Source organism: Microcella alkaliphila (genome assembly GCF_004216855.1).
Lineage (GTDB): Bacteria > Actinomycetota > Actinomycetes > Actinomycetales > Microbacteriaceae > Microcella > Microcella alkaliphila.
On record NZ_SGXT01000011.1, the window covers coordinates 341,950 to 362,624 of the forward strand.

The window sequence follows — 20,675 nt, forward strand, 5'->3', positions numbered from 1 at the left end:
CGGCGGGGCAGGGGCCCGTCCATGCTAGCGGCGGCGCGGGTGCGTGTTGGTCCGCGCTAGACCCCGAGTACGACGAGCATCGCCTCGCTCACGATGCGCATCCAGTCGACGACCAGGTCACGATCGAGTGCGATGAGCCACCCCAACGCAAGCTGGCCGACGGCGACCACGGTGAGCAGCGCATTTTGAACGACTGAACGTCCGGTGGGCAGAAGGGTGATCGCGAGCAGCGTGACGACCAGATAGGTCGTCCCCGCCGCACCGACGGAGACGAGCCCGACGACGAAGCCTGCCTGGATCAGCGCGAAGGCGGCCGCGGCGACGAGGGCCACGGTCGGGCGCCGCGTGATGATGGCGATGACCAGGGCGACGAGAACCGGGCTCGCAAGCAGCAGAGCGGTCACGGGAGTCTCGGTGTAGATGACGCTGAGCTGCTCCAGGCGTTCGGGAATCGACGCCCACAATTCACCCGTTTCGTCCGGCCACAGAACCCGAAAGAAGGCAATGTTCAGCAGCACCACGGTGGTGAGGGTGCCGAGCGCAGGAAACGCGAGGACCAGTGTGTTGGCCGCGCGCAGCCCGCGCGTGGTCCACCGACCCGAGCGGAGATACGGAGCGGCGACGAGAGCGACAACGAGCAGCACAACACCGGACGAATCGCTGAGGGCCGCCGCCGCAAGCAGGAGCCCCGCACGAAAGCCGCTGCCCGTGTTTCCCCAGGTCACGAAACGCTGAATGTCAGCGAGGGCCAACCCGAAGAACGTGATCGCGAGAAACACGGCGAGGTTCTCATTGACGAGAAAAAAGAACAGCGGCGTTGCCGCAAGTGCGACCATGAGAGCCGTCCCGAAAGAGACCGAGACGGCCCGTTGCGCCAAGATCTCGATGGCCCCTTGCAGCAGGAATCCGGCCGCAACGACTCCGGCGATTGCCAGCCCCGCCGCCCCCAACGGCGCAAGGGCCACCGCGATGCCCGTTGAGATGTGCGGGTACAGCAACGACAGCCAGAGCGAGTCGGCGCGGTCCCACTCAAACGACGTGGCGCGGGCCAGCAGTTCGGCGTTCGGAGAACTCTCCCCCAACATCCCGGGTACCCCGAGTGCCACAACGATGACACCCGGCACCATGAACACGAGCCGCAGCGTCCAGCGTCGCCATGCTCTGCGCGGAAACGGCAGCGACCGTCGTAGCTGTTCGTCGCGTCGAGCCCGCTCGCGGCGATCGAGCACAGCGGCCCGCGAGAGAGACGGGTACTCAGCCATGAGCATCCTGCTTCGTCAGACCGTGCTCGGTTTTCTCCCAGTAGTGCGGCTTCGTGATGAGCTGCCAGAGCCCCTTGTACGACGCCCACGAGTGCAAGAGCCAATACACCGGGTTCAGCAACGCCCACAACACGAGGTGGAAGGCGCCGCGCCTGTACGGCCCCATCATCGACAGGTAGATCATGATGACGTTGCCGACGACGAAGTTCAGCAGGGTCAGCCACAACAGCCAGACCGGAAAGAACGGCGCCACGAGTTCGGTGGGCAATGCGAGCGTGATCGCGGTCAGCAGATAAGCCGGAATCACGCCGAGAAAGGTCAACGGCGTGCCCGCGATCAGCAGGACGAAGCTGAGAAACCGCACCCACCCGATCTGCCGAATGAGAGCAACGGGCTGCCGGGCGTGAACGAGGCTCGTCTGCATGTAGCCCTTGATCCAGCGCGAGCGCTGCCGGATGAAGTTCGGAATCGAGGTGTTGGCCTCTTCCATCGTGGTCGAGTTGATCACGCCGACGCGGTACCCGAGCGCGCTCGCGCGAATGCCGAGGTCAGCATCTTCGGTCACGTTGTACGGGTCCCAGCCGCCCAGCTCGAGAAGCGCGCTCGTGCGGAAGTGATTCGATGTGCCCCCGAGCGGAATCGGCAGGTCGGCAATGTCGAGCCCCGCGAGCATGTAGTCAAACCAGTAGCTGTACTCGAGCGTGAACATGCGCGTGAGCACGTTCTCGGTGTTGTTGAAGTAGTTGAGGGCCGCCTGCACGCAGACGGTCTCTTCGCCACCGCGCGCAAACGCCACGACGGCCTTCTTCAGCTGGTCGGGGTCGGGCGTGTCTTCCGCGTCGTAGATGACGAGGTAGTCGCCGGTGGCGAAGTACAGCCCGACGTTGCAGGCCCGCGGCTTCGTCTGCGGCTGGCCCTTCGGAATCGTGACGATACGAAAGTGCGGTGGCGGGTCGGAGGCGAGCACCGCATCCCGGGTATCGTGATCCTCCTCCTCGACCAGAATCAGCACCTCGAGCTTCTCGATGGGGTAATCAATGCCACCGAGGTTGCGGATCAGTTGCGCCACAATGTTGGCCTCGCGAAACACGGGCACCAGCACGGTGTAGCGCGGCAGGTCGCGGTCGTCGAGGGCCGCGACGTCGGCGCGCGACACGCGCTCGACCACGTCGTAGCCGGCTCCGCGCATCGCGACGATGAACTTGAAGCTCGTGCCGGCGAGAAAGACCAGGCTGACGAGGGTGAGCAGCGCGATCGCCGTCTGCACCGGCCACATGACGGCACACACCGCGATGCCGAGGCCGGCAACGGCGGACCCCACTTTCTGCCCGCGACTGAAGGTGATGCGGGCCGACATGGCCGGGTTTTGTCGCCACAGTTCGTTCGCCGCCGAGTCGGCAATCTCCGAGCGAAAAAGGCGCAGGCAGGCGTTCTTGATGTTCCACGAGGTGGTCGCGACGAAGCGGGGCTCCGCCCCGATCGCCTGCTGGATGCGCGCGGCACGTTCCGGGGACGGCTCGCGCGCCGTCGCCACAAACACCCTCCCGTCGTCGTCGCGCTTGATGGGCAGCCAATTTTCGGCGAGGAAGCGCTGGCCGGCGTTTTCGTCCATGCGCACCAGAGTGTCGTCGAACTTCACCGCCTCAAGGTCGATGGGCAGCACGCCCCACGCCTCGGCCTCGGCGATCAGCAGTGACTCGCTGTCGAGCAGGCCCTCACTGATGAGCACCTGGTCGAACGAAGCGCCCGTGCGCAGCTCGACCTCTCGCGCGAACGTGAGCGCTTCGGGCGTGACGAGGTGCGAGCGCAGAAGCAGCTCGGCGAAGGCGTCATGCTCGTGCGGGTCGGCGTAGCCCGGCACCGTCTCCCCCATCGACATGAGTTGAGCGTATCGATGCCGGACGCCACAACGACGAAACCCCCGCCGTGGCGGGGGTTGTGGTGGTGGGCGATACTGGGATCGAACCAGTGACCTCTTCCGTGTCAGGGAAGCGCGCTACCGCTGCGCCAATCGCCCGCTCGCTTTAGGCCCTGCGGGGGCCGGTTGGTAGCTGTGAGGTGGCGACGGGATTCGAACCCGTGTATACGGCTTTGCAGGCCGCTGCCTCGCCTCTCGGCCACGCCACCGTGGGTGACCCCCCAACTACCGAGAGGTGTCACTCGAGCGGATGACGAGATTCGAACTCGCGACCCTCACCTTGGCAAGGTGATGCGCTACCACTGCGCCACATCCGCGTGCCCGTCGGTCTCCGTCAGGGCGTGTGATGACTCTAGCGAATCGACGCGCGATGCGCCAAACCGGCGCCTCCGGGCGTGTCCAGCAGCGGCCAAACGGCCCGGCGAGTTGTGGCAAGATGGAGGCCGCGGGCGATTGGCGCAGTTGGTAGCGCGCTTCCTTCACACGGAAGAGGTCATCAGTTCGAGTCTGGTATCGCCCACCACTCACAGCCCCGGTTCGCCGGGGCTGTCGCCATTTTCGGAGCGTTTCCGCCGGCTCGTGGCCACACGCACACCTGCACCCGCCGCGGCGCCGACAGCGGCGCCCGCGAGCGTGATGACGAGCACTGCTCCCCCCTGCGCCGCGGCCTGCCCGAGCGACCCGGTCGCGGCGAACCCGATCCCCTCGGCGAGCAACGCCGTGACGACGCCTCCGGCCGCGAGTCCGGCGAGCAGGCCGAAGACGACGCCGCGGAGGGGCCGACGCTCGCTGCGCATCGCTCCCCCGACGACACCGGCCGCAGCTCCTACCGCGACCACGGCGACGGGCACGAGCGCCACGGCGGCCAGGGACACGGCGGCCGCCCCGACGATGGTGCCCGCGACGGGATCCGCCGCGTGGGCGGGGCGTCCTGCGATGCGCACGACGAGCATCCAGCCGACGGCGCCGGTGACAGCGCCCACGGCGGCGAACACCAGGATGCTCGCGGTCGCCTCATCGAGGCGCCCCTCCGCCGCGACGACGGACGCGGCGACGGACAGTGCGCCGCTGACACACGCGGCCAGGATTCTGCCGATGGGCACTCGCTCATGGTTCGCCGTCGACTCCGGATTCTTGCGGATGACGAGCAGGATCCCCACCATGACGGCGGCCGGCGCGGCGAGACGCGGAAATGCTCCCCCCAGGTCGACGGCGCCCAGCGTTGTTTCGAGCAGCGGTGGCACAGCGACGATGTGCACGACCGCGATCGGAGCGACAACAAGCGCCGCGCCGAGGGCGGCAACGACGCTTCGCGCGACGACCCCGACACGCCGCCGCAGAAGCAGTGCGATCACGGCGCCGCCCCCGGTGGCCGCCGCGCTGGCAGACACGGTTCGAGCGACGTCAACGGTTCCGGCGAGGGCGAGCACCGCGATCATTGCAACGGCGACGGCGACGGCCGCAGAGACGCCGATGGAGCGCGCATCCCGTCCGCTGGGCGCGCGGACGAAAAGTACGGCGGCGATGAGAAAGAGGGCGGCGGCGAGAGACGCGACCACGGTCACCGCGGGTGGCGAAACCAGAGTGGTCACGACGGTCGTCCTCCCTCGGCCAGGCGCGCATACGACGGCGGGGCGCCCTCCCGAGTGTGAGAGTAGCGCCCCGCCGAAGGGGTGGTGCTAAGGACTACTTCTGCTCGACGAAGTCGTACGCCTCGCCACCGTGGATCACGGTGTCGATGCCGGCGACCTCGTCCTCGTTCTTGACGCGGAAGCCAATCGTCTTCTCGATCGCGAGCCCCAAGATGAAGGCGACGACGAACGAGTAGATCAGCACGCCGAAGGCGGCGATCGTCTGAACGATCAGCTGGCCGAAGTCGCCACCGGTGAACAGGCCGGTGTCGATCGCGAAGAAGCCGAGGTACAGGGTTCCGATCATGCCGGCGACGAGGTGCAGGCCCACCACGTCGAGCGAGTCGTCGAAGCCGAGCTTGAACTTCAGCTCGATCGCGAGCGCGCTCACGGCACCGGCGATGACGCCGAGCACCAGCGCCCAGCCGGGCGACAGGTTCGCGCACGCCGGAGTGATCGCGACGAGTCCGGCGACGGCGCCCGAGGCGGCACCGACGGCCGTCGGCTTGCCATCCTTGATCTTCTCGACCACGAGCCAGCCGAGGATCGCCGCGGCGGTGCAGCCCAGCGTGTTGACGATGATGAGGCCAACCCCGGCGTTCCCTCCGCCGAACGCCTCGGCGCCCGCGTTGAAGCCGAACCAGCCGAACCAGAGCAGCGACGCGCCGAGCAGCACGAGCGGCACGTTGTGGGGCTTGTGGGCACCCTTCTCGAACACGACGCGGCGGCCGAGCACGAGGGCGAGAGCCAGAGCCGCGGCGCCGGCGTTGATGTGCACAGCGGTACCACCGGCGTAGTCGATGACCTCGGGCAGGCCCATCAGCTCGCCGAGCGAGTAAGCCCAACCGCCACCCCACACCCACGCGGCGACGGGGAAGTACACGAGCGTGGCGAAGAGGCCGACGAAAATCATCCAGGCACCGAACTTCGCGCGGTCGGCGATGGCGCCCGAGACGAGCGCGACGGTGATGATGGCGAAGGTCGCGCCGAAGGTTACGCCGACGAGGCCGTCATTGTCAGCGACCATGCTGCCGAGGGCGAAGTCGGCGAATGGATTACCCGCGAATTGGAACGGGCTGTCGACGGCCGACATCGAGTAGCCGTAGAGAATCCACAGCACGCTGACGAGGCCGAGCGAGCCGAAGCTCATCATCATCATGCTGACGACGCTCTTGGCCTTGACGAGGCCGCCGTAGAAGAAGGCGACGCCGGGGGTCATGAGCAGAACGAGTGCGGTGGCCGTTACGGCCCATGCGAGTTCGCCGGTATCCATCAGGTAGTACCTCTCGAGTTCGGATTGCGAGGAAGCGTGACCGAGCTCGGGGGCCTCGTGGTGGCTGAGGTCGCCGTGGTCACATTCGACAGTGTCAACCCGGCGTGTTTCGTCGGCGGTTGCGCCCTGTTTCTGTCGTGTTACACGCGGCGGGCGCAGATTAACATCGCATTTCCGATCTCCGGATGCACGCTGTTACGACCGCTCAGATTCGCTGCGATTCGTCAGGGTCACCGAACGCATCATCGGCCAGGTGGTCGGGCGTGGTGAACGATGCGGGCCGCGCCCCGGTGAGATACCCCGCTCGCGCGAGAGCGAAGCCGCCGATCGAGGAGGTGACGAGCTGGCCGATGATGGCGACGACTCCCTTGATGAGGTTCGCGACCGTCGGGTCGAGAACGAGGAGTCCGACGATGAGCAGTGCGACTCCGAGCCCAGCCGCGGCTGCGATCGCGCAGGCGCGGGTGTAGAAGTCGGGGAGTCGAATTAACCCGATCGCGCCACTCAGGATGATGAAGGCGCCAACGACGAGCATCGCGTTGCCGACGATGGTCTGCACGGTATCGAGCATCAGCGCTTCCTCCCCTGCAGCAACCGCGCGAGCGACAGAATCGACAGGAAGCCGAGGATCGCCGCGACCAGAATGATGTCCAGAACGGCATCGACACGGAGCAGCAGGCCGAACACCACCATCAATCCCATGAAGGCAAAAAGGATCAGGTCTCCGGCGATAGCACTGTCGGCCTTGGTGGGGCCCACCACAATGCGCACGACCGCGACGGCGACCGCGGCGATCAGCATGATCACGACGATGACGGCGACGACGGGATGGATCATGCCGGGGTGTCCTTTCCTCCGTCAGCGCGCGGGCGCGACCGGGTGGCGCGGAGCATCCGCCTCTCGAGGTCGAGAATGCTGGCACGGAACGCGTCTACGTCGCCGTTCACGAACATCCCGTAGACGTACACGTCGCCGCGTTCGCGGTTGATGGCCATCAGCATCGTGTCGGGGGTCAGCGCGACGAGGATGACGAGCAGCGTCTCTTCGGTCTCGGTGAGGTCGTAAAGGTGCACCTTCACGATGCCGGATGTGGGCTTCTTCTTCGGCAGCAGCATGACGGCGAGCACGCGAATGCTCGCGACGACGACCTCGCCGAAGAACCAGCCGATGAAAATCAGGATGCGCAGGGGCCACGCCCAGGGAGTGTTCACTGGCCGATCACCGCCACCACGTAGTCGGTCGTGTCGATGAGTCCGGCCGCGGCCTGCTCCGAGAGGCCGAGCAAGAACTCCGCGCCAACGCCGAGACAGACGGTAATCACCGCAAGTTGCAGGGCGGGCAGCGCCAGACGTAACGGTACCCGCAGGCCGTGCGGGTGGTCGTGCGCGTGATCGTCACCCTCGCCGGCATGCCCGGTGTCGTGGCGCTCGCGTGCTGCCTGAATCTCGGCGTCGACGGCGCCCGCGTCGACGGGTTCGTCGTCGAGAAGCCCGGCGGTCTCGCGCACGCGCGCCTCAGCAGCCCGGCGCTCGCTGTCCTGCGGCAGCTTGCCGTTGAATACGGCGGCCCAGATCTTCAGCATCGACAGCAGTGTGAACAGGCTGACGGCGATCGCGACGATGCCCACGATCACCTGCCCCGCGTCGATGGTGGCGAGAATCAGGCTGAACTTGGCGACGAAGCCCGAGAACGGGGGCAGTCCGGCCAGCGACAGCGCCGCGATCACGAAGGCCGCCGTAATGAGTGGCTCGCGGGTGCGCATGCCACCGAGCTGGTCGAGACGACCACTGCCGTAGGTCTGCTCGAGCGCGCCGGTCGACAAGAACAGCGAGGCCTTCACGATCATGTGGTGCAGCAGGTAGAAGATGCCGGCCGTGAGGCCCAACTGGGTGAACAAGCCGACGCCGACAAGGATGTAGCCAATCTGGCTCACCATGTGGAACACGAGGATTGAGCGCATCGTGGGCTCACCCATGGCCCCGAAGACGCCGATCACCATCGTGAGCGAGGTAATCACGAGCGCGATCACGAGCCAGGTGGCGTCGCCGTCGAAGACGACCGCATAGATGCGGTAGATCACGTAGATCGCAACCTTGGTGTGCAGGCCTGAGAACAGCGCGGTCACCGCGGGCGACGTAACGACGTAGGTGCGCGCAAGCCAGCCGTGCACGGGGAACACGGCCGCCTTGACGGCGATCGCACCCAAACAGACGGCAGCGGCCACGGCCGTCGCCGGGTTGTCGACCGCCGCGCCCGCCAGTTCGGCGAGGTTCACGGTGCCCTCGACGGCGTAGATGAGGCCAACCCCACCCAGGAACAACGTCGAGGCGAGCAGGTTGACGGTGACATAGAGGCGCGCGCCGCCCAGGTCGCCCTGGCGACTGAGCACCAGCAGCAAGCCGTACGAGGGCAGCAGCATGACCTCGATGAAAACGAAGAGATTGAAGAGGTCGCCGGTCAGCAGCGCGCCGGCCACGCCACCCGCGAGAATCAGCACGAACGAGGCAATCGACGGGCTCCGCGCCTCCCGGCTCGCGATCATGTATTGGAAGCTGACCACCGCGAGGATCGACGTCACGGTGAGGACTAGCGAGGCAAAGAGGTCGGCGACGAACGGGATGGAGATTCCGCCGGGCCACAACGCAACCTGGTGCGCAATGACGGTGCCGTCCGCGGTGAGCACGACGAGCAGAACGGCACCGGCGAGCATCGCCAGCAGCGAGACCATGCCGAGCACGCTGCGCAGCGTGTGCTGTCGCGGCAGAGCGAGCAGGATCCCACCAACCACGAGCGGAGCCCCCGCAAACATCGGGAGAAGCAACGACACGACGTCGGTCATGAGCGCACCTCCTGGCCCTCGTCACCCAGATCGGCGGGGGTCAGGGAGTCCGGTTCGGTGTCATCGTCCCGTCGACCAATCGCCGCGAAGGTCGCCATGACGACGGTGATCGAGAAGGCGATGACAATGGCGGTGAGCACGAAGGCCTGGGGCAGCGGGTCGGCCGCCTGCGACGTGTCGCCGCCGAAGAACGGAGCATCGCGTCGCGCGACGCCACCCGACGCGATCAACAGCAGGTTGATGGCGTGGGTCACGAGGATGAAGCCAAAGATGATGCGCATCATGCCGCGTTGCAGGACGAGATAGATACCCGCCCCCATCAGTAAGCCAATGGTCAGCGCGAGACTCATGCCGACACCTCCTCTCGGGCACGTTCTGTCGATCGTTTCGCTCGCTCGACAATTTCGCCGTGCCGCTCGCGCACCCCACCGAGTTCGTTGAGAACGGCGATCACCATGGCGACAACGGCGAAGTACACACCAAGGTCGAAGATGAGGGCGCTGGTGAAGGCGTACTCACCACCCCAGGGCAAGGGGATGTCGAAGCGGATGGGGCGCAGGAACGACCCGACCGCCATCCCGGCAACACCGGTGAGCACGGCGACGATGATGCCGGAGGCGAAGAGTCCGCGGTACGGCCAGCGGACAGGCGCGAGACGGTCGGCCGATGCGCCCAGGTAGAAGAGGGCGAAGCCCGTCGCCCCGACGAGTGCCGAGATGAAGCCGCCGCCCGGCTCGTAGTGACCGCGCAGCAGCAGGTACAGCGACAGCACGACGATGACGGGCGCCGTCCAGTGCGCAACGACCCGGATGGGCATCGTGTTGTCGTGGCTGCGGGCGAGGGCGGAGGTCTCGGGCACGGCGAGGGCAACGTCGCGCTCGCCGATGAGCCGGCGGGTCCCGAGCACCGCCATCACGACGATGCCGGCGACCGCCACGACCGTGAGCTCACCGAACGTGTCCAGCGCGCGATAGTCAACGAGGATCGTGTTGACGATGTTCTCGCCGCCCGTGTCGATGTAAACGTTGTCGAGGAAGTACTGACCCACAGCAGAGATCTCGCGTCGACCCGTAAAGGCGAGGGTTGCAAGCGTGGCGGCGAAACCCGCACCCAGGGCGATCGCCGCCGTCACGATGGTGCGCTGGCGCGAGACGCGGTGGAAGCGCCGGGGCAGACGCCGGAGAATTAGCACGAGGGCGACCACCGTGAGCAGCTCGACGAGCAGCTGGGTGAGTCCGACGTCGATGGCGCCGAGGGCGAAGAACCAGATCGCCACCGCGAAGCCGGCGCCGCCGACGAGCACGAGCGCCGTGAGTCGCGAGCGAACGAGCACGGTCGGGATGACCGTGGCCGCGACGAGCGCGAACAGAACCGCATCGGTCCACGGCTCGTCGGGCTGGATGAGCGCGCCCGCGGTCGGGGCGACGACGATGGCGGCGGCCGCGATGATACCGAGCAGGATCCACGGCACGCCAAGGTGCAGGGCCTGCCCGTCGGTGCGGGTGAGGTCGCCCACCCGGGCGCCGAGGGCAATCGACCCCGTACGCAACTTCTCGACCACGTCGATGGCGGTGAACGACAGGATGCGCCGCTCAAACACGCGGTCAAGTCGACGACGCTGGCTCACCACGACCAGCCCCAGCACGATGATCGTGATCGACAGGGCGAGCTCCAGCGTGAAACCCGCGAACAGCGCGAACGTTGCCGTGTACGGCTCACCGGCGGCGGCGCTGCCGGCCGCCCCGGTCAGCGGGTGTAGCCACACGATCGCCGGCCCGAGCACGAGGCCCGCCAAGGCGGGGGCGAGGGCCGGGGCGAGGAATGCGGGCGATGCCTCGGAGACCATCTGGGGCATCCGATGCGTGTCGAGCGTGTCGTCGACGCGTTCGGTGCCCCGGTAGTCGGTGAATCCGCCGAGCAGGATGCGCGCGGTGTACGCGAACGTCGCCGTCGCGGCCAGCACGCCGGTCGCCGCGAGCGCCGCACCGAGCCACGCCGGGCCGCCCGGGTCGGCCAGGCCCCCGAGCAGGTACTCCTTTGCCACGAAGCCGAGCAGCGGGAAGATGCCCGCCATCGACAGCCCGGCAAGCAGGGTCGTCGCGAATGTCACGGGCATGCGGCGCGCCAGCCCCCGCAGAAGGCGAATGTCACGCGTTCCGGCCTGCTGGTCGACGATGCCGACCACCATGAACAGGGCCGCCTTGAACAGCGCGTGACCGAGCGTGTAGAGCGCCGCGGTCGCGAGGGCGCCCGGAGTACCGATGCCGATGATCGCGACGATGAAGCCGAGTTGGCTGACCGTCGAGTACGCCATGATCTCTTTCAGATCAAAGCGGCGCAAGGCAAAGACGGCGCCCATGATGGCCGTTATGAGACCCGTGGTCACCAAGATCGACTGCCACACGACCGTGCCGGCGAGCGCGGGCGAGAACAGCAGCAGCAGGTAGATGCCCGCCTTCACCATGGCGGCGGCGTGCAGGTAGGCGCTCACCGGCGTCGGGGCGACCATCGCGTCGGGCAGCCACATGTGGAACGGGAACTGCGCCGACTTGGTCATCGCGGCGATCGCGACGAGCACGGCGACGGCCGCCGTGAACCCGCCGTCGGCCTGCCAAGCGTCACTCGCGAGGGCCTCGCTGACGACGGTGGTGCCCGTGCGGGCGATGATCAACACGACGGCGAACAGCAGCGCGAGACCACCCATCGCCGTGACGAGCAGGGTGCGCACGGCGGGGGCGCTCGCCTTGCGTCCCGAGCGGTTGATCAAGAAGAACGAGCAGAGCGTCGTCAGCTCCCAGAACACGAACAGCAGCACGAGATCGTCAGCGAGAACGAGACCGGTCATCGCGAACGCGAACAGCAGCATCCATGCGTAGTAGCCGGTGTGCCGGTGAATGTCACGGCCCGACAGGTAGCGCGCTGAATACGCCATGACGAGGGCGCCGATGCCGAGCACGATGATTAAGAACAGGGCCCCGAGGCCGTCGAGACGCAGTCGGAGGGCGATGTCGAGCGTCGGCATCCACGGAACGCTTTCGCTCACGACACTGCCCGGTTCCAGAACCTCGGATGCTCGCATGGCGACCGCGACCGCGAGGGCTCCCAGCCCTGCCGCGGCAACCCAGCCCGCGGCGCGCCCAATGGCGACGGTGGCGGCCATTGTTACAACGACCACAACGAGGGTGGCGCCGAGCAGCATCATGAGGCTCACGGGGAACCTGCCGGGTGTGCGATTCCAGGGGTCATGAGCTCCTCAGGTGCTGATCGTCGCGGTAGTGCACCGCTGTCGTAGCGGTACCGCGGCGCGCACTCTGCGCTCCGCATTTGCCGACCAGTCTTCCCGGCGCACCTGCCCGCTATTCTACAGGCTCGCGCTCCGCTGACATTCAGGAAATCCGCAGTCCAGTCAGGGAATAACCGGAACACGTCGCGTCACGACATTGAGGTGAGCGCGATCATTCGCGAGACCGCGCGCAGGTACTTCTTCCGATATCCGCCCGCGAGCATCTCGTCGCCGAACACGCGGTCGAGGGGCACACCGGTCGCAATAATGCGAACCTGCGCGTCGTACAGGCGGTCAACGAGCGCGACGAGGCGCAGCGCATCCGTCTGGTTATCCAACGTGCGGACGCCGGTCACGGCCACGGCCGAAAGCCCCTCGATGAGCCCGACGTAGCGCGACGGGTGAACGGTGGCAAGGTGCCGCAACACGTCGTCGAACGCATCCAGCGTGACCGAGCCCGCGACGCCCTCGATGGTGCGCGCAAGGTCAGCGTCGTCGACCGTGACCGCGGTTCCCTCGATGTCGCGCTTGCGGTAGTCGACCCCGTCAATGCGAACGGTGAGGAATCGGTCGGCCAGGGCGTGAATCTCGCGCAGAAAGTCTTGCGCGGCGAAGCGCCCCTCGCCGAGCGCGTGCGGCGGGGTGTTCGACGTCGCCGCGATGCGGGACCCGCTCGCCACCAGTTCACCGAGCAGCCGCGACATCACCATGGTGTCGCCCGGGTCGTCGAGCTCGAACTCGTCGATGGCGATCAGTTGTGCGCCGCGGAAGTGCTGCACCGCTTCGCGGTAGCCGAGCGCGCCCACGATCGCGGTGTACTCGATGAACGTGCCGAAGTACTTGCGGCCTCGGGTGCGGTGCCACAGCGACGCGAGCAGGTGGGTCTTGCCGACGCCGAACCCGCCGTCAAGGTAGATGCCGGGCCGGGTGGGCGGCGTCGCGGGCTTGCGCCGAAAGAGACCGCCTTTGGCGGCGCTCGCGCCGTCAACGAACTCGCGCACCGCATCGACAGCCTCCTGCTGGCTGGGATGCTCGGGGTCGGGGACGTAGGATTCCAGGCTCGCCGTCGCGAACTGGGGCGGCGGAACGAGGTGACCGATGAGTTCGTCGGGCCCCATACCGGGACGGCGGTCGCACAGGCTGAGCGCAGTGGAGAGGGGCACCGGATTCTCATTAGGTCGGCGGCGGGGAACGCCCAATTCTACTAGCGTGGCGGCATGCTGCTGCGCCGGGTGCTGCCCTCCGATGGAGGCGTGGTCGACCTCGCCTCCCCGGACAGCGATGAGCGGCTGCACGACTGGTATCGGCCGCTGGGCCCTGGCCTTCGCCTGATGCTGATCTCGACGCTCGACGGCAAGACGGCCGGCGACGACGGCACCTCCGCGTCCATCAGTTCAGACACGGACCGTCGGGTGTTGCGGGCCGTGCGATCCCACGCCGACGCGATCATCATCGGCGCCGAGACGGTACGCCGCGAGGCGATCGGGCCCGCACAGGGGTCGGCGATCGTCGTCGTGTCGGGCAGCGGCGCGCTCGACGGCCACCGGCTCGCCCCCTCCGCCGCCGAGCGTGAACTCCTCGTGGTCACGACGCCGGACGGGGCAGACCGTGCGCGGCACGCGCTCACCGCACTCCCCCACGAGGTGGTCACGCTAGCCGCCGCGGACGACGGCCGACTCGACGCTGACGCCGTCGTCGATGCCGTGCGAGCCCGCGGATACACCCAGCTCGTCTGCGAGGGCGGGCCGTCACTCGCGCACCAGTTCCGCGCATCCGGCCTCGTCGACGAGTGGTGCCTGACGGTCGCGCCTGCGATCGGCGGCGGGACGCCTCTCACGGCCACCGACAGCGCCGTGGCGCGCCTTGTTCCCCGGCAACTCCTCGTCGATGACGAAGGGTTCAGCTACGGTCGCTGGGCTCCGGAAGCCGGCTGAGCCACGTTTCGATCGCCCGCCCGAAGCGACGCGGGTCGTAGTTCCACAGTCGGGTGTGGCCGGCGACGGTGAACCGTTCGAGGTGCACGTCGCCCGGCGCCGCGGCGACGAGACGCAGGATCGGCTCGATGGGCACATCGGGGTCATCGTCACTGTGCAGCACGAGCAGCGGCACTCCGAGCTCGGCGGCACGGGCGGTCGCGTCGAGGCGGTCGAGGTCGATCGGCGCCGCCCGTCCGGTGAGTCGCACCCCCCACTGCTCCGTCAGCACGCGGGTTGCGAGCGTCTGAATGGCCCGCGGCAACCCGCGGCGCTGCGCTTGCCGCGCGAGCACCGCCCGCCAGTCGACAGCCGCCGACTCGAGGATCACTCCGTCGACGTATCGGGCCTCGGATGCGCGCAGCACGGTTTGCAGGACGGTCGCGCCCCCCATCGACCAGCCCATCAGCACGATCTGCTGAGCTCCCCGGTCGCGGGCGAAGCGAATCGCGGTGGCGACGTCGCGCCACTCGTCGTCGCCGAGCCCGTAGCGTCCGTCGGGAGATGACGGCGCGTCGCCGTCGTTGCGATAGCTGATCAACAGGCTGGTCCAGCCGCTGGTGCGGGCAGTGGGTACGACGCGCAGCCCCTCGGCGCGGGTGACGCCACGACCGTGCACCTGAATGATCCACCGCGTACTCGGCCGAGCCGGCGGAATGAGCCAGGCCGGCGCTGGCCCCAGTTCCGTTGCGACCGCCACCTCGTCGAACGGCACCCGGAGGTCTGCGGGGGTGAGGTAGTACCAGGCTCCCCAGCGTGCGTGGGTCGCCGCCTCCAGCTCGCCGCGCTCGACCGATAGCAACTCGCGAATCACGACTCCGGGGCCGCGACCAACGATCGTGCCAACTCGGGCGTGCCCGCGCCCGCGGTCGAACCACAGACTGTACCGGCCGGGAAGTTCGGTCTCGGGCGTCGCCGAGACGGTCACGGTTCGGGATGCACGATCCACCCCGTGCAGGACGACCTCCTCTGGTCGCTCCCCCGGCGGCGTCACCACCGCCCGCGCTGCGCTCCCGGCAATCGCGAGGGCGGCAGCGCCCGTCGTGACGGCGATTGCGCCGAGCGCCGCCGTGGCGCCCCCCAGCGCTCTCAGCACCGTGCGGGCGGTGTCTGGGCGGGGCCCTGCGGCGAGTCTCACGCGCCGACCGTATCAACTCGGCCTAGCCTCAAGGCGTGCCAACGACCGCCTCCCCTGCCGACCGGTTTGACGCCATCGTCGCGTCGATCGCCCGCGCGACGCCGCGCGACGAGCTGGTCATCAGCGAGATCTCGGCGCCCACAGGCCTCGCGCCCTACACCCACGCACTCGCAGCCGATGTCAATCCGGCGCACCACGCCGACGATTCCGACCTGGGCACGGGTCGGCTCATCGTGTTGTTCGATCCGGATGAGCCGGAGGCCTGGGAGGGCGCAATTCGCATCATCTGTTTTGCGCAGGCCCCCCTCGAACACGACATAGGGGTTGACCCCTTTGTTGCCGATGTGGCGTGGTCATGGCTCATGGACGGACTCGCCGTGCGCGATGCCCAGTTCACGGCCGAGAGCGGAACCGCGACGAAGGTGCTCTCGACCGGCTTCGGCAGCCTTGCCCCGCAGGGGTCCGGAGCTCAGCTGGAGCTTCGCGCCTCGTGGAGCCCGATCGGCGACGACCTCTCCGCACACGTCGAGGGGTGGACCGAGCTGCTCTGCATGCTCGCCGGTTACCCCCCCGTCCAAGAGGGCGTTACTCCCATCACCGCGATTCGGAGAAGCCGTGGCTGACGACTCCGACGAGGCCCCCGAACAGCTGCGGATCGCACGGCCCGCCGAGCCCCCGCACGTCATCGAGACGCGGGACGACTACCTGCGCGCCGTCGAATCGCTTGCAGAGGGTGACGGCCCGGTCGCGGTCGACGCTGAACGTGCGAGCGGTTTCCGCTACTCGCAACGCGCCTACCTCATTCAGGTCTACCGTCGCGGGTCGCGCACAGCGCTGTTCGATCCGCCCGCTATCGAGCGATTCGGCGAGTTGCAGGAGGCGATTGGCGACGCCGAATGGGTACTGCATGCGGCCAGCCAAGACCTGCCGTGCCTCCGCGAGGTGGGCCTCGAACCGGCCACGCTGTTTGACACGGAGCTGGGCGCCCGCCTCGCGGGACTCCCCCGCGTCGGCCTTGCGGCGGTCGTCGAAGAGACGCTCGGCTTGCACCTGAAGAAAGAGCACTCGGCCGCTGACTGGTCGACACGTCCCCTTCCCGAGTCGTGGCTCACCTACGCCGCGCTCGACGTTGAGCTTCTCGTCGACGTGCGCGATCGCATCCACGACCGTCTTGAGAGCGCAGGAAAGCTGAGCGCCGCCGAACAGGAGTTTGCGGCCGTTCTCGCGAAACCCACGCCGGAACCGCGGGCTGAACTCTGGCGTCGTCTCTCGGGGTTGCACTCGGTGCGCGGCCAGCGAGCCCTCGCTGTCGCTCGCGAGCTCTGGCTCGCGCGCGACGCGGCGGCGCAGGCGAGCGACATCGCACCGGGGCGACTGATACCCGACGCGTCGATCGTCGCGGCGGCGCGCGCTATGCCCGAATCGAAACGCGAACTGGCGAGCCTGTCGAGTTTCCACGGTCGCGCATCCCGTTCGCAGCTCGACCGCTGGTGGACCGCGATCGAGGCGGGGCGCACGACCGACGACCTCCCTGTATTGCGGGTGCGCGAGGAGGCGACGCTTCCTCCTCCGCGTTCCTGGTCAGACAGAAACCCCGAGGCCGACCGACGCCTGCGTGCGGCGCGTGAGGCACTGACAGCGATCGGCGACGACCTCGAGATCCCGCTCGAGAACCTCCTGACGCCCGATACGCTGCGGCGCGTCGCATGGAACCCGCCGTCCCCCATCTCGACCGAGAGCGTCGCGTCAGCCCTCGAATCCCTCGGTGCCCGCCCCTGGCAGATTGACGCAACGGCACTAACAATCGCCTCCGCTTTTGTGGATGCTGACCAAGCGGTAGACGAGGACGTCGCGCCCCCTTCGTAGGTTCACCCAACCGGCTATCGCCGCGACTCCCACCTTCCTAGGCTGGGCAAACACCGAAACCGAACTGGGAGGCACTGTGGCCGAACGAGCCGATGTCGTCTTCGTCGATGGGGTTCGCACCCCGTTTGGACGAGCCGGCGAAAAAGGCATGTACTGGAACACTCGAGCGGACGACCTGATCGTCAAAGCCATGATTGGCATGCTCGAGCGCAATCCAGAGCTGCCGAAAGACCGGGTAGACGAGGTCGCCATCGCCGCGACGACGCAGGAAGGCGACCAGGGCCTGACCCTCGGCCGCACGGCGGCGATTCTCGCGGGGCTTCCCTTGAGCGTTCCGGGCTACGCCATCGACCGGATGTGCGCGGGCGCAATGACCGCTGTCACCACGGCCGCCGGGTCCATCGCGTTCGGCGCCTACGACGTGGCGATCGCCGGCGGAGTCGAGCACATGGGCCGCCACCCGATGGGCGGCAACGCCGACCCGAACCCGCGCTTCCTCGCCGAAAAGCTCGTCAGCGGCGACGCCCTCAACATGGGGCTCACCGCGGAGCGCCTGCACGATCGTTTCCCGCACCTGACGAAGGAGCGCAGCGACCGTTTCGGTATGCGCAGTCAGCAGAAGGTCGCCGCCGCCTATGAGGCTGGTCACATCCAGCCCGACCTGGTGCCGGTCGCGATTCGCAGCGAGCAGGGCTGGGGGTTGGCGACCGACGACGAGGGCCTGCGTCCCGAGACGACGATGGAGGGCCTCGCGACCCTGCGCACGCCGTTCCGCCCGCACGGCCGCGTCACGGCGGGCAACGCCTCCCCGCTGACCGACGGGGCGACCGTGAGCCTGCTGGCCAGTGCCGACGCCGCCCGCGAACTCGGCCTGACCTCGAAGATGCGCCTGGTGAGCTTCGCCTTTGCCGGCGTGCAGCCCGAGGTCATGGGCATCGGGCCGATCCCGTCGACCGAGAAGGCCCTGAAGAAGGCGGGTCTCACGATCGACGACATCGGCCTGTTTGAGCTCAATGAGGCCTTCGCCGTTCAGGTGCTGAGCCTGCTCGACCACTTCGGGATCGACGACGACGATGCGCGGGTGAACCCGTGGGGCGGCGCCATCGCGGTCGGACACCCGCTCGCGAGCTCGGGCGTGCGCCTCATGATTCAGCTCGCCCGCCAGTTCGAACAGCACCCCGAGGTGCGATACGGCATGACCGCGATGTGCGTCGGTCTCGGCCAGGGCGGCACCGTGATCTGGGAAAACCCTCACTACGACGGAAAGAAGAAGTAATCGTGGCGAAGAGTGCCGTCAGCCAATACACCCGCGAGCAGTTCGACTCTCTCCTCGCCCTCAGCGACGACGAGGTCGTCACGCACTCCTACGTGCGCGACGTGGCTCTGCCGAGCGGCGGAACCCTCGCCCTCATCACGCTCGACAACGGACGCGACCACACGCGGCCGAGCACGCTCGGCCCGCAGGGGCTGCTCGAGCTCGCCGGGGTCCTCGACGAGCTGAGCCAGCGTGCATCCGCCGGAGAGATACAGGCAGTTGCCGTGACCGGCAAGCCCTTCATTCTCGCCGCCGGCGCCGACCTGTCGAAGGTCGGCGACCTGCCCGACCGCGACGCGGGGCTCAAGATGGCGCAGCTCGGGCACTACGCGCTCGGCAAGCTCGGCGAGCTCGGCGTGCCCTCGTTCTGCTTCATCAACGGTCTCGCCCTGGGCGGCGGCGTCGAGGTGGCGCTGAACTGCGATTACCGCACGCTCGACTCGAGCGCCGCAGCGCTCGCGCTCCCCGAGGTGTTCCTCGGCATCATCCCGGGCTGGGGTGGCGCGTGGCTGCTGCCGAACCTCATCGGTATTGAGAACGCCCTCAAGGTGGTCGTCGAGAACCCGCTGAAGAACAACCGCACCCTGAAGCCCGCGCAGGCTCTCGAACTCGGCATCGCCGACGTGATGTTCTCCCCGGCGAACTTCCTCGAGGACTCGATTCGCTGGGCCGACGGCGTCATCACCGGGTCGATCAGCGTGAAGCGCCCCAACGCGCCCGGCAAGCTCGAGCGCGCCGTGAAGTGGGATGCGGCGATCGGCATCGCGCGCAAGATGCTCGAGAAGCGCATCGGCACGGTCGCGAAGTCGCCGTACGCCGCTCTCGACCTGCTGAAGGCGGCGAAGTCGAGCGACAAGGCCACCGGGTTTGCCGCGGAAGACGAGGCGCTTGCCGACCTCGTGTCCGGCGACCAGTTCGCCGCGTCGATCTACGCCTTCAACCTCGTGCAGAAGCGCGCGAAGAAGCCGGCCGGCGCCCCGGATAAGGAGCACGCCAAGCCGGTCACGAAGGTCGGCGTACTCGGGGCGGGCCTCATGGCGAGTCAGTTCGCGCTGTTGTTCGTGCGGCGCCTCAAGGTGCCCGTGATCATCACCGACCTCGACCAGGCGCGCGTCGACAAAGGTCTCGACTACATCCGCGGCGAGATCACCGAGCTCGAGAACAAGGGTCGCCTCGACGCTGACGAGGCCAACCAGCTGCGCGCACTCGTGACGGGCACGGTCGACAAGGGCGACTTCGCCGACTGCGACTGGGTCATTGAGGCCGTCATCGAAGAGCTCACAATCAAGCAAGACCTGTTCGCCGAGATGGAGGGGATCATCTCCCCCGAGGCGGTTCTCGCCACGAACACGTCGTCGCTGTCGGTCGAGCAGATCGGCGCGAAGCTCTCGCATCCCGAGCGCGTCGTCGGCTTCCACTTCTTCAACCCCGTGGCCGTCATGCCGCTGATCGAGGTCGTGAAGACGCCGCACACCGACGAGGCGACGCTCGCCACGGCGATGGCGACGGCCGCGAAGCTGCGCAAGAACGCGGTCATCACCGCAGACACGCCGGGCTTCGTCGTCAACCGCATCCTCGCGAAGCTCCTCGGTGAGGCGATGCACGCCGTCGAGCAGGGAACCCCGTTCGAGGATGTGGTGGCCGCGCAGAAGCACTTCGGCCTGCCGATGGACCCGTTCGTGCTGCTCGACCTCGTGGGGCTCAAAGTCGGGGCACACGTGCTCGACACCCACCACGGCGCGTTCCCCGACCGCTTCTTCGAGTCGAAGGCACTGCACGAGCTCGCCGACGCCGGCGTGCTGCTCGAGAAGGACAGCAAGGGGCAGGCGAAGGGCATCGACAAGAAGGCGATCGCGATCGTCGAGAAGCACCGTCCGGCGGATGCTCGCCCCTACTCGGTCACGGAGCTCACCGTCCGCCTCGAAGACGGCCTCGCCGACGAGATTCACCGGATGCTCGAGGACACGGTGGTCGAAGCCCCGGAAGACATCGACCTGTGCATGATTCTCGGCGCCGGGTGGCCCTTCCAGATGGGCGGCGTGACGCCGTTTCTCGACCGCGTCGGAGCGTCGGAGCGCGCCTTCGGCGGCACCTTCCACGACCCGCGCATCCAGGGCGTGTCGTAGCGGCACCCCACCGCTGACAGACCGCGGCCCCCGGTCCCTCTCGCTGCGAGG

17 protein-coding genes and 4 tRNA genes are annotated in these 20,675 nt (G+C 67.8%); 6 read left to right on the plus strand and 15 right to left on the minus strand.

Translation table 11 applies throughout. From position 1 onward, the window contains the following. Positions 1–56 precede the first annotated feature (56 nt). From EV140_RS02280 to EV140_RS02300, 5 genes are all read right to left on the minus strand, one after another. Positions 57–1,262: a hypothetical protein gene (locus EV140_RS02280; RefSeq protein ID WP_130280634.1), complete on the minus strand. Its 1,206-nt coding sequence runs from the start codon at positions 1,260–1,262 to the stop codon at positions 57–59. After that, the gene (locus EV140_RS02285) at positions 1,255–3,141 is read right to left on the minus strand and encodes a glycosyltransferase family 2 protein (protein ID WP_241971250.1); all 1,887 of its coding nucleotides are present in this window, start codon (positions 3,139–3,141) and stop codon (positions 1,255–1,257) included. The genes EV140_RS02280 and EV140_RS02285 overlap by 8 nt, the downstream gene beginning before the upstream one ends. Before the next feature lie 63 nt (positions 3,142–3,204). Beyond that, positions 3,205–3,279 (minus strand) — tRNA-Val (locus EV140_RS02290). 39 nt (positions 3,280–3,318) lie between these two features. Further along, positions 3,319–3,389: transfer RNA gene (locus tag EV140_RS02295), tRNA-Cys, on the minus strand. Positions 3,390–3,425: 36 nt separating this feature from the next. Next, a tRNA-Gly gene (locus EV140_RS02300) sits at positions 3,426–3,497 on the minus strand. A 130-nt stretch (positions 3,498–3,627) separates the two neighbouring features. Here EV140_RS02300 and EV140_RS02305 point away from each other — a divergent pair. Beyond that, positions 3,628–3,703: transfer RNA gene (locus tag EV140_RS02305), tRNA-Val, on the plus strand. Position 3,704: 1 nt separating this feature from the next. Here the strand turns inward: EV140_RS02305 and EV140_RS02310 are convergent. From EV140_RS02310 to zapE, 9 genes are all read right to left on the minus strand, one after another. After that, positions 3,705–4,772: a hypothetical protein gene (locus EV140_RS02310; protein WP_130280636.1), complete on the minus strand. Its 1,068-nt coding sequence runs from the start codon at positions 4,770–4,772 to the stop codon at positions 3,705–3,707. Between the two features lie 94 nt (positions 4,773–4,866). Further along, positions 4,867–6,084: an ammonium transporter gene (locus EV140_RS02315; RefSeq protein ID WP_130280638.1), complete on the minus strand. Its 1,218-nt coding sequence runs from the start codon at positions 6,082–6,084 to the stop codon at positions 4,867–4,869. Positions 6,085–6,289: 205 nt separating this feature from the next. Further along, entirely contained in the window at positions 6,290–6,655 is a 366-nt protein-coding gene (gene mnhG, locus EV140_RS02320) for a monovalent cation/H(+) antiporter subunit G (protein ID WP_130280640.1), read from the minus strand. Beyond that, positions 6,655–6,921, minus strand: a complete 267-nt coding sequence (locus EV140_RS02325; RefSeq protein ID WP_198674317.1) for an MrpF/PhaF family protein — start codon at positions 6,919–6,921, stop codon at positions 6,655–6,657. Before EV140_RS02325 ends, mnhG begins: the two co-directional genes overlap by 1 nt. Next, positions 6,918–7,295: a Na+/H+ antiporter subunit E gene (locus EV140_RS02330; RefSeq protein ID WP_157985579.1), complete on the minus strand. Its 378-nt coding sequence runs from the start codon at positions 7,293–7,295 to the stop codon at positions 6,918–6,920. The genes EV140_RS02325 and EV140_RS02330 overlap by 4 nt, the downstream gene beginning before the upstream one ends. Next, positions 7,292–8,923, minus strand: a complete 1,632-nt coding sequence (locus EV140_RS02335) for a monovalent cation/H+ antiporter subunit D family protein (protein ID WP_130280644.1) — start codon at positions 8,921–8,923, stop codon at positions 7,292–7,294. Before EV140_RS02335 ends, EV140_RS02330 begins: the two co-directional genes overlap by 4 nt. Continuing rightward, the gene (locus EV140_RS02340) at positions 8,920–9,273 is read right to left on the minus strand and encodes a sodium:proton antiporter (protein ID WP_130280646.1); all 354 of its coding nucleotides are present in this window, start codon (positions 9,271–9,273) and stop codon (positions 8,920–8,922) included. The genes EV140_RS02335 and EV140_RS02340 overlap by 4 nt, the downstream gene beginning before the upstream one ends. After that, entirely contained in the window at positions 9,270–12,125 is a 2,856-nt protein-coding gene (gene mbhE / locus EV140_RS02345; RefSeq protein ID WP_241971270.1) for a hydrogen gas-evolving membrane-bound hydrogenase subunit E, read from the minus strand. The genes EV140_RS02340 and mbhE overlap by 4 nt, the downstream gene beginning before the upstream one ends. Positions 12,126–12,355: 230 nt before the next feature. After that, entirely contained in the window at positions 12,356–13,324 is a 969-nt protein-coding gene (zapE, locus tag EV140_RS02350; RefSeq protein ID WP_130281045.1) for a cell division protein ZapE, read from the minus strand. Positions 13,325–13,423: 99 nt separating this feature from the next. Between zapE and EV140_RS02355 the strand changes: the two genes are divergently transcribed. Next, on the plus strand, positions 13,424–14,140 hold the full coding sequence (locus EV140_RS02355) for a dihydrofolate reductase family protein (protein WP_130280650.1): 717 nt from the start codon (positions 13,424–13,426) through the stop codon (positions 14,138–14,140). Here EV140_RS02355 and EV140_RS02360 read toward each other — a convergent pair. Continuing rightward, the gene (locus EV140_RS02360; protein ID WP_130280652.1) at positions 14,106–15,317 is read right to left on the minus strand and encodes an alpha/beta hydrolase family protein; all 1,212 of its coding nucleotides are present in this window, start codon (positions 15,315–15,317) and stop codon (positions 14,106–14,108) included. The genes EV140_RS02355 and EV140_RS02360 overlap by 35 nt on opposite strands. A 35-nt stretch (positions 15,318–15,352) precedes the next feature. Between EV140_RS02360 and EV140_RS02365 the strand changes: the two genes are divergently transcribed. The 4 genes from EV140_RS02365 to EV140_RS02380 all read left to right on the plus strand — a co-directional run bounded on the left by EV140_RS02365 (position 15,353) and on the right by EV140_RS02380 (position 20,624). Continuing rightward, positions 15,353–15,940 (plus strand): DUF3000 domain-containing protein, encoded by a 588-nt coding sequence (locus tag EV140_RS02365; protein WP_130280654.1) that lies wholly within the window; start codon positions 15,353–15,355, stop codon positions 15,938–15,940. Continuing rightward, positions 15,933–17,183 (plus strand): HRDC domain-containing protein, encoded by a 1,251-nt coding sequence (locus tag EV140_RS02370; RefSeq protein WP_422386077.1) that lies wholly within the window; start codon positions 15,933–15,935, stop codon positions 17,181–17,183. Before EV140_RS02365 ends, EV140_RS02370 begins: the two co-directional genes overlap by 8 nt. Before the next feature lie 76 nt (positions 17,184–17,259). Continuing rightward, the gene (locus tag EV140_RS02375; RefSeq protein WP_130280656.1) at positions 17,260–18,459 is read left to right on the plus strand and encodes a thiolase family protein; all 1,200 of its coding nucleotides are present in this window, start codon (positions 17,260–17,262) and stop codon (positions 18,457–18,459) included. 2 nt (positions 18,460–18,461) lie between these two features. Beyond that, the gene (locus tag EV140_RS02380) at positions 18,462–20,624 is read left to right on the plus strand and encodes a 3-hydroxyacyl-CoA dehydrogenase NAD-binding domain-containing protein (RefSeq protein ID WP_130280658.1); all 2,163 of its coding nucleotides are present in this window, start codon (positions 18,462–18,464) and stop codon (positions 20,622–20,624) included. The last annotated feature ends 51 nt before the right edge of the window (positions 20,625–20,675 follow it).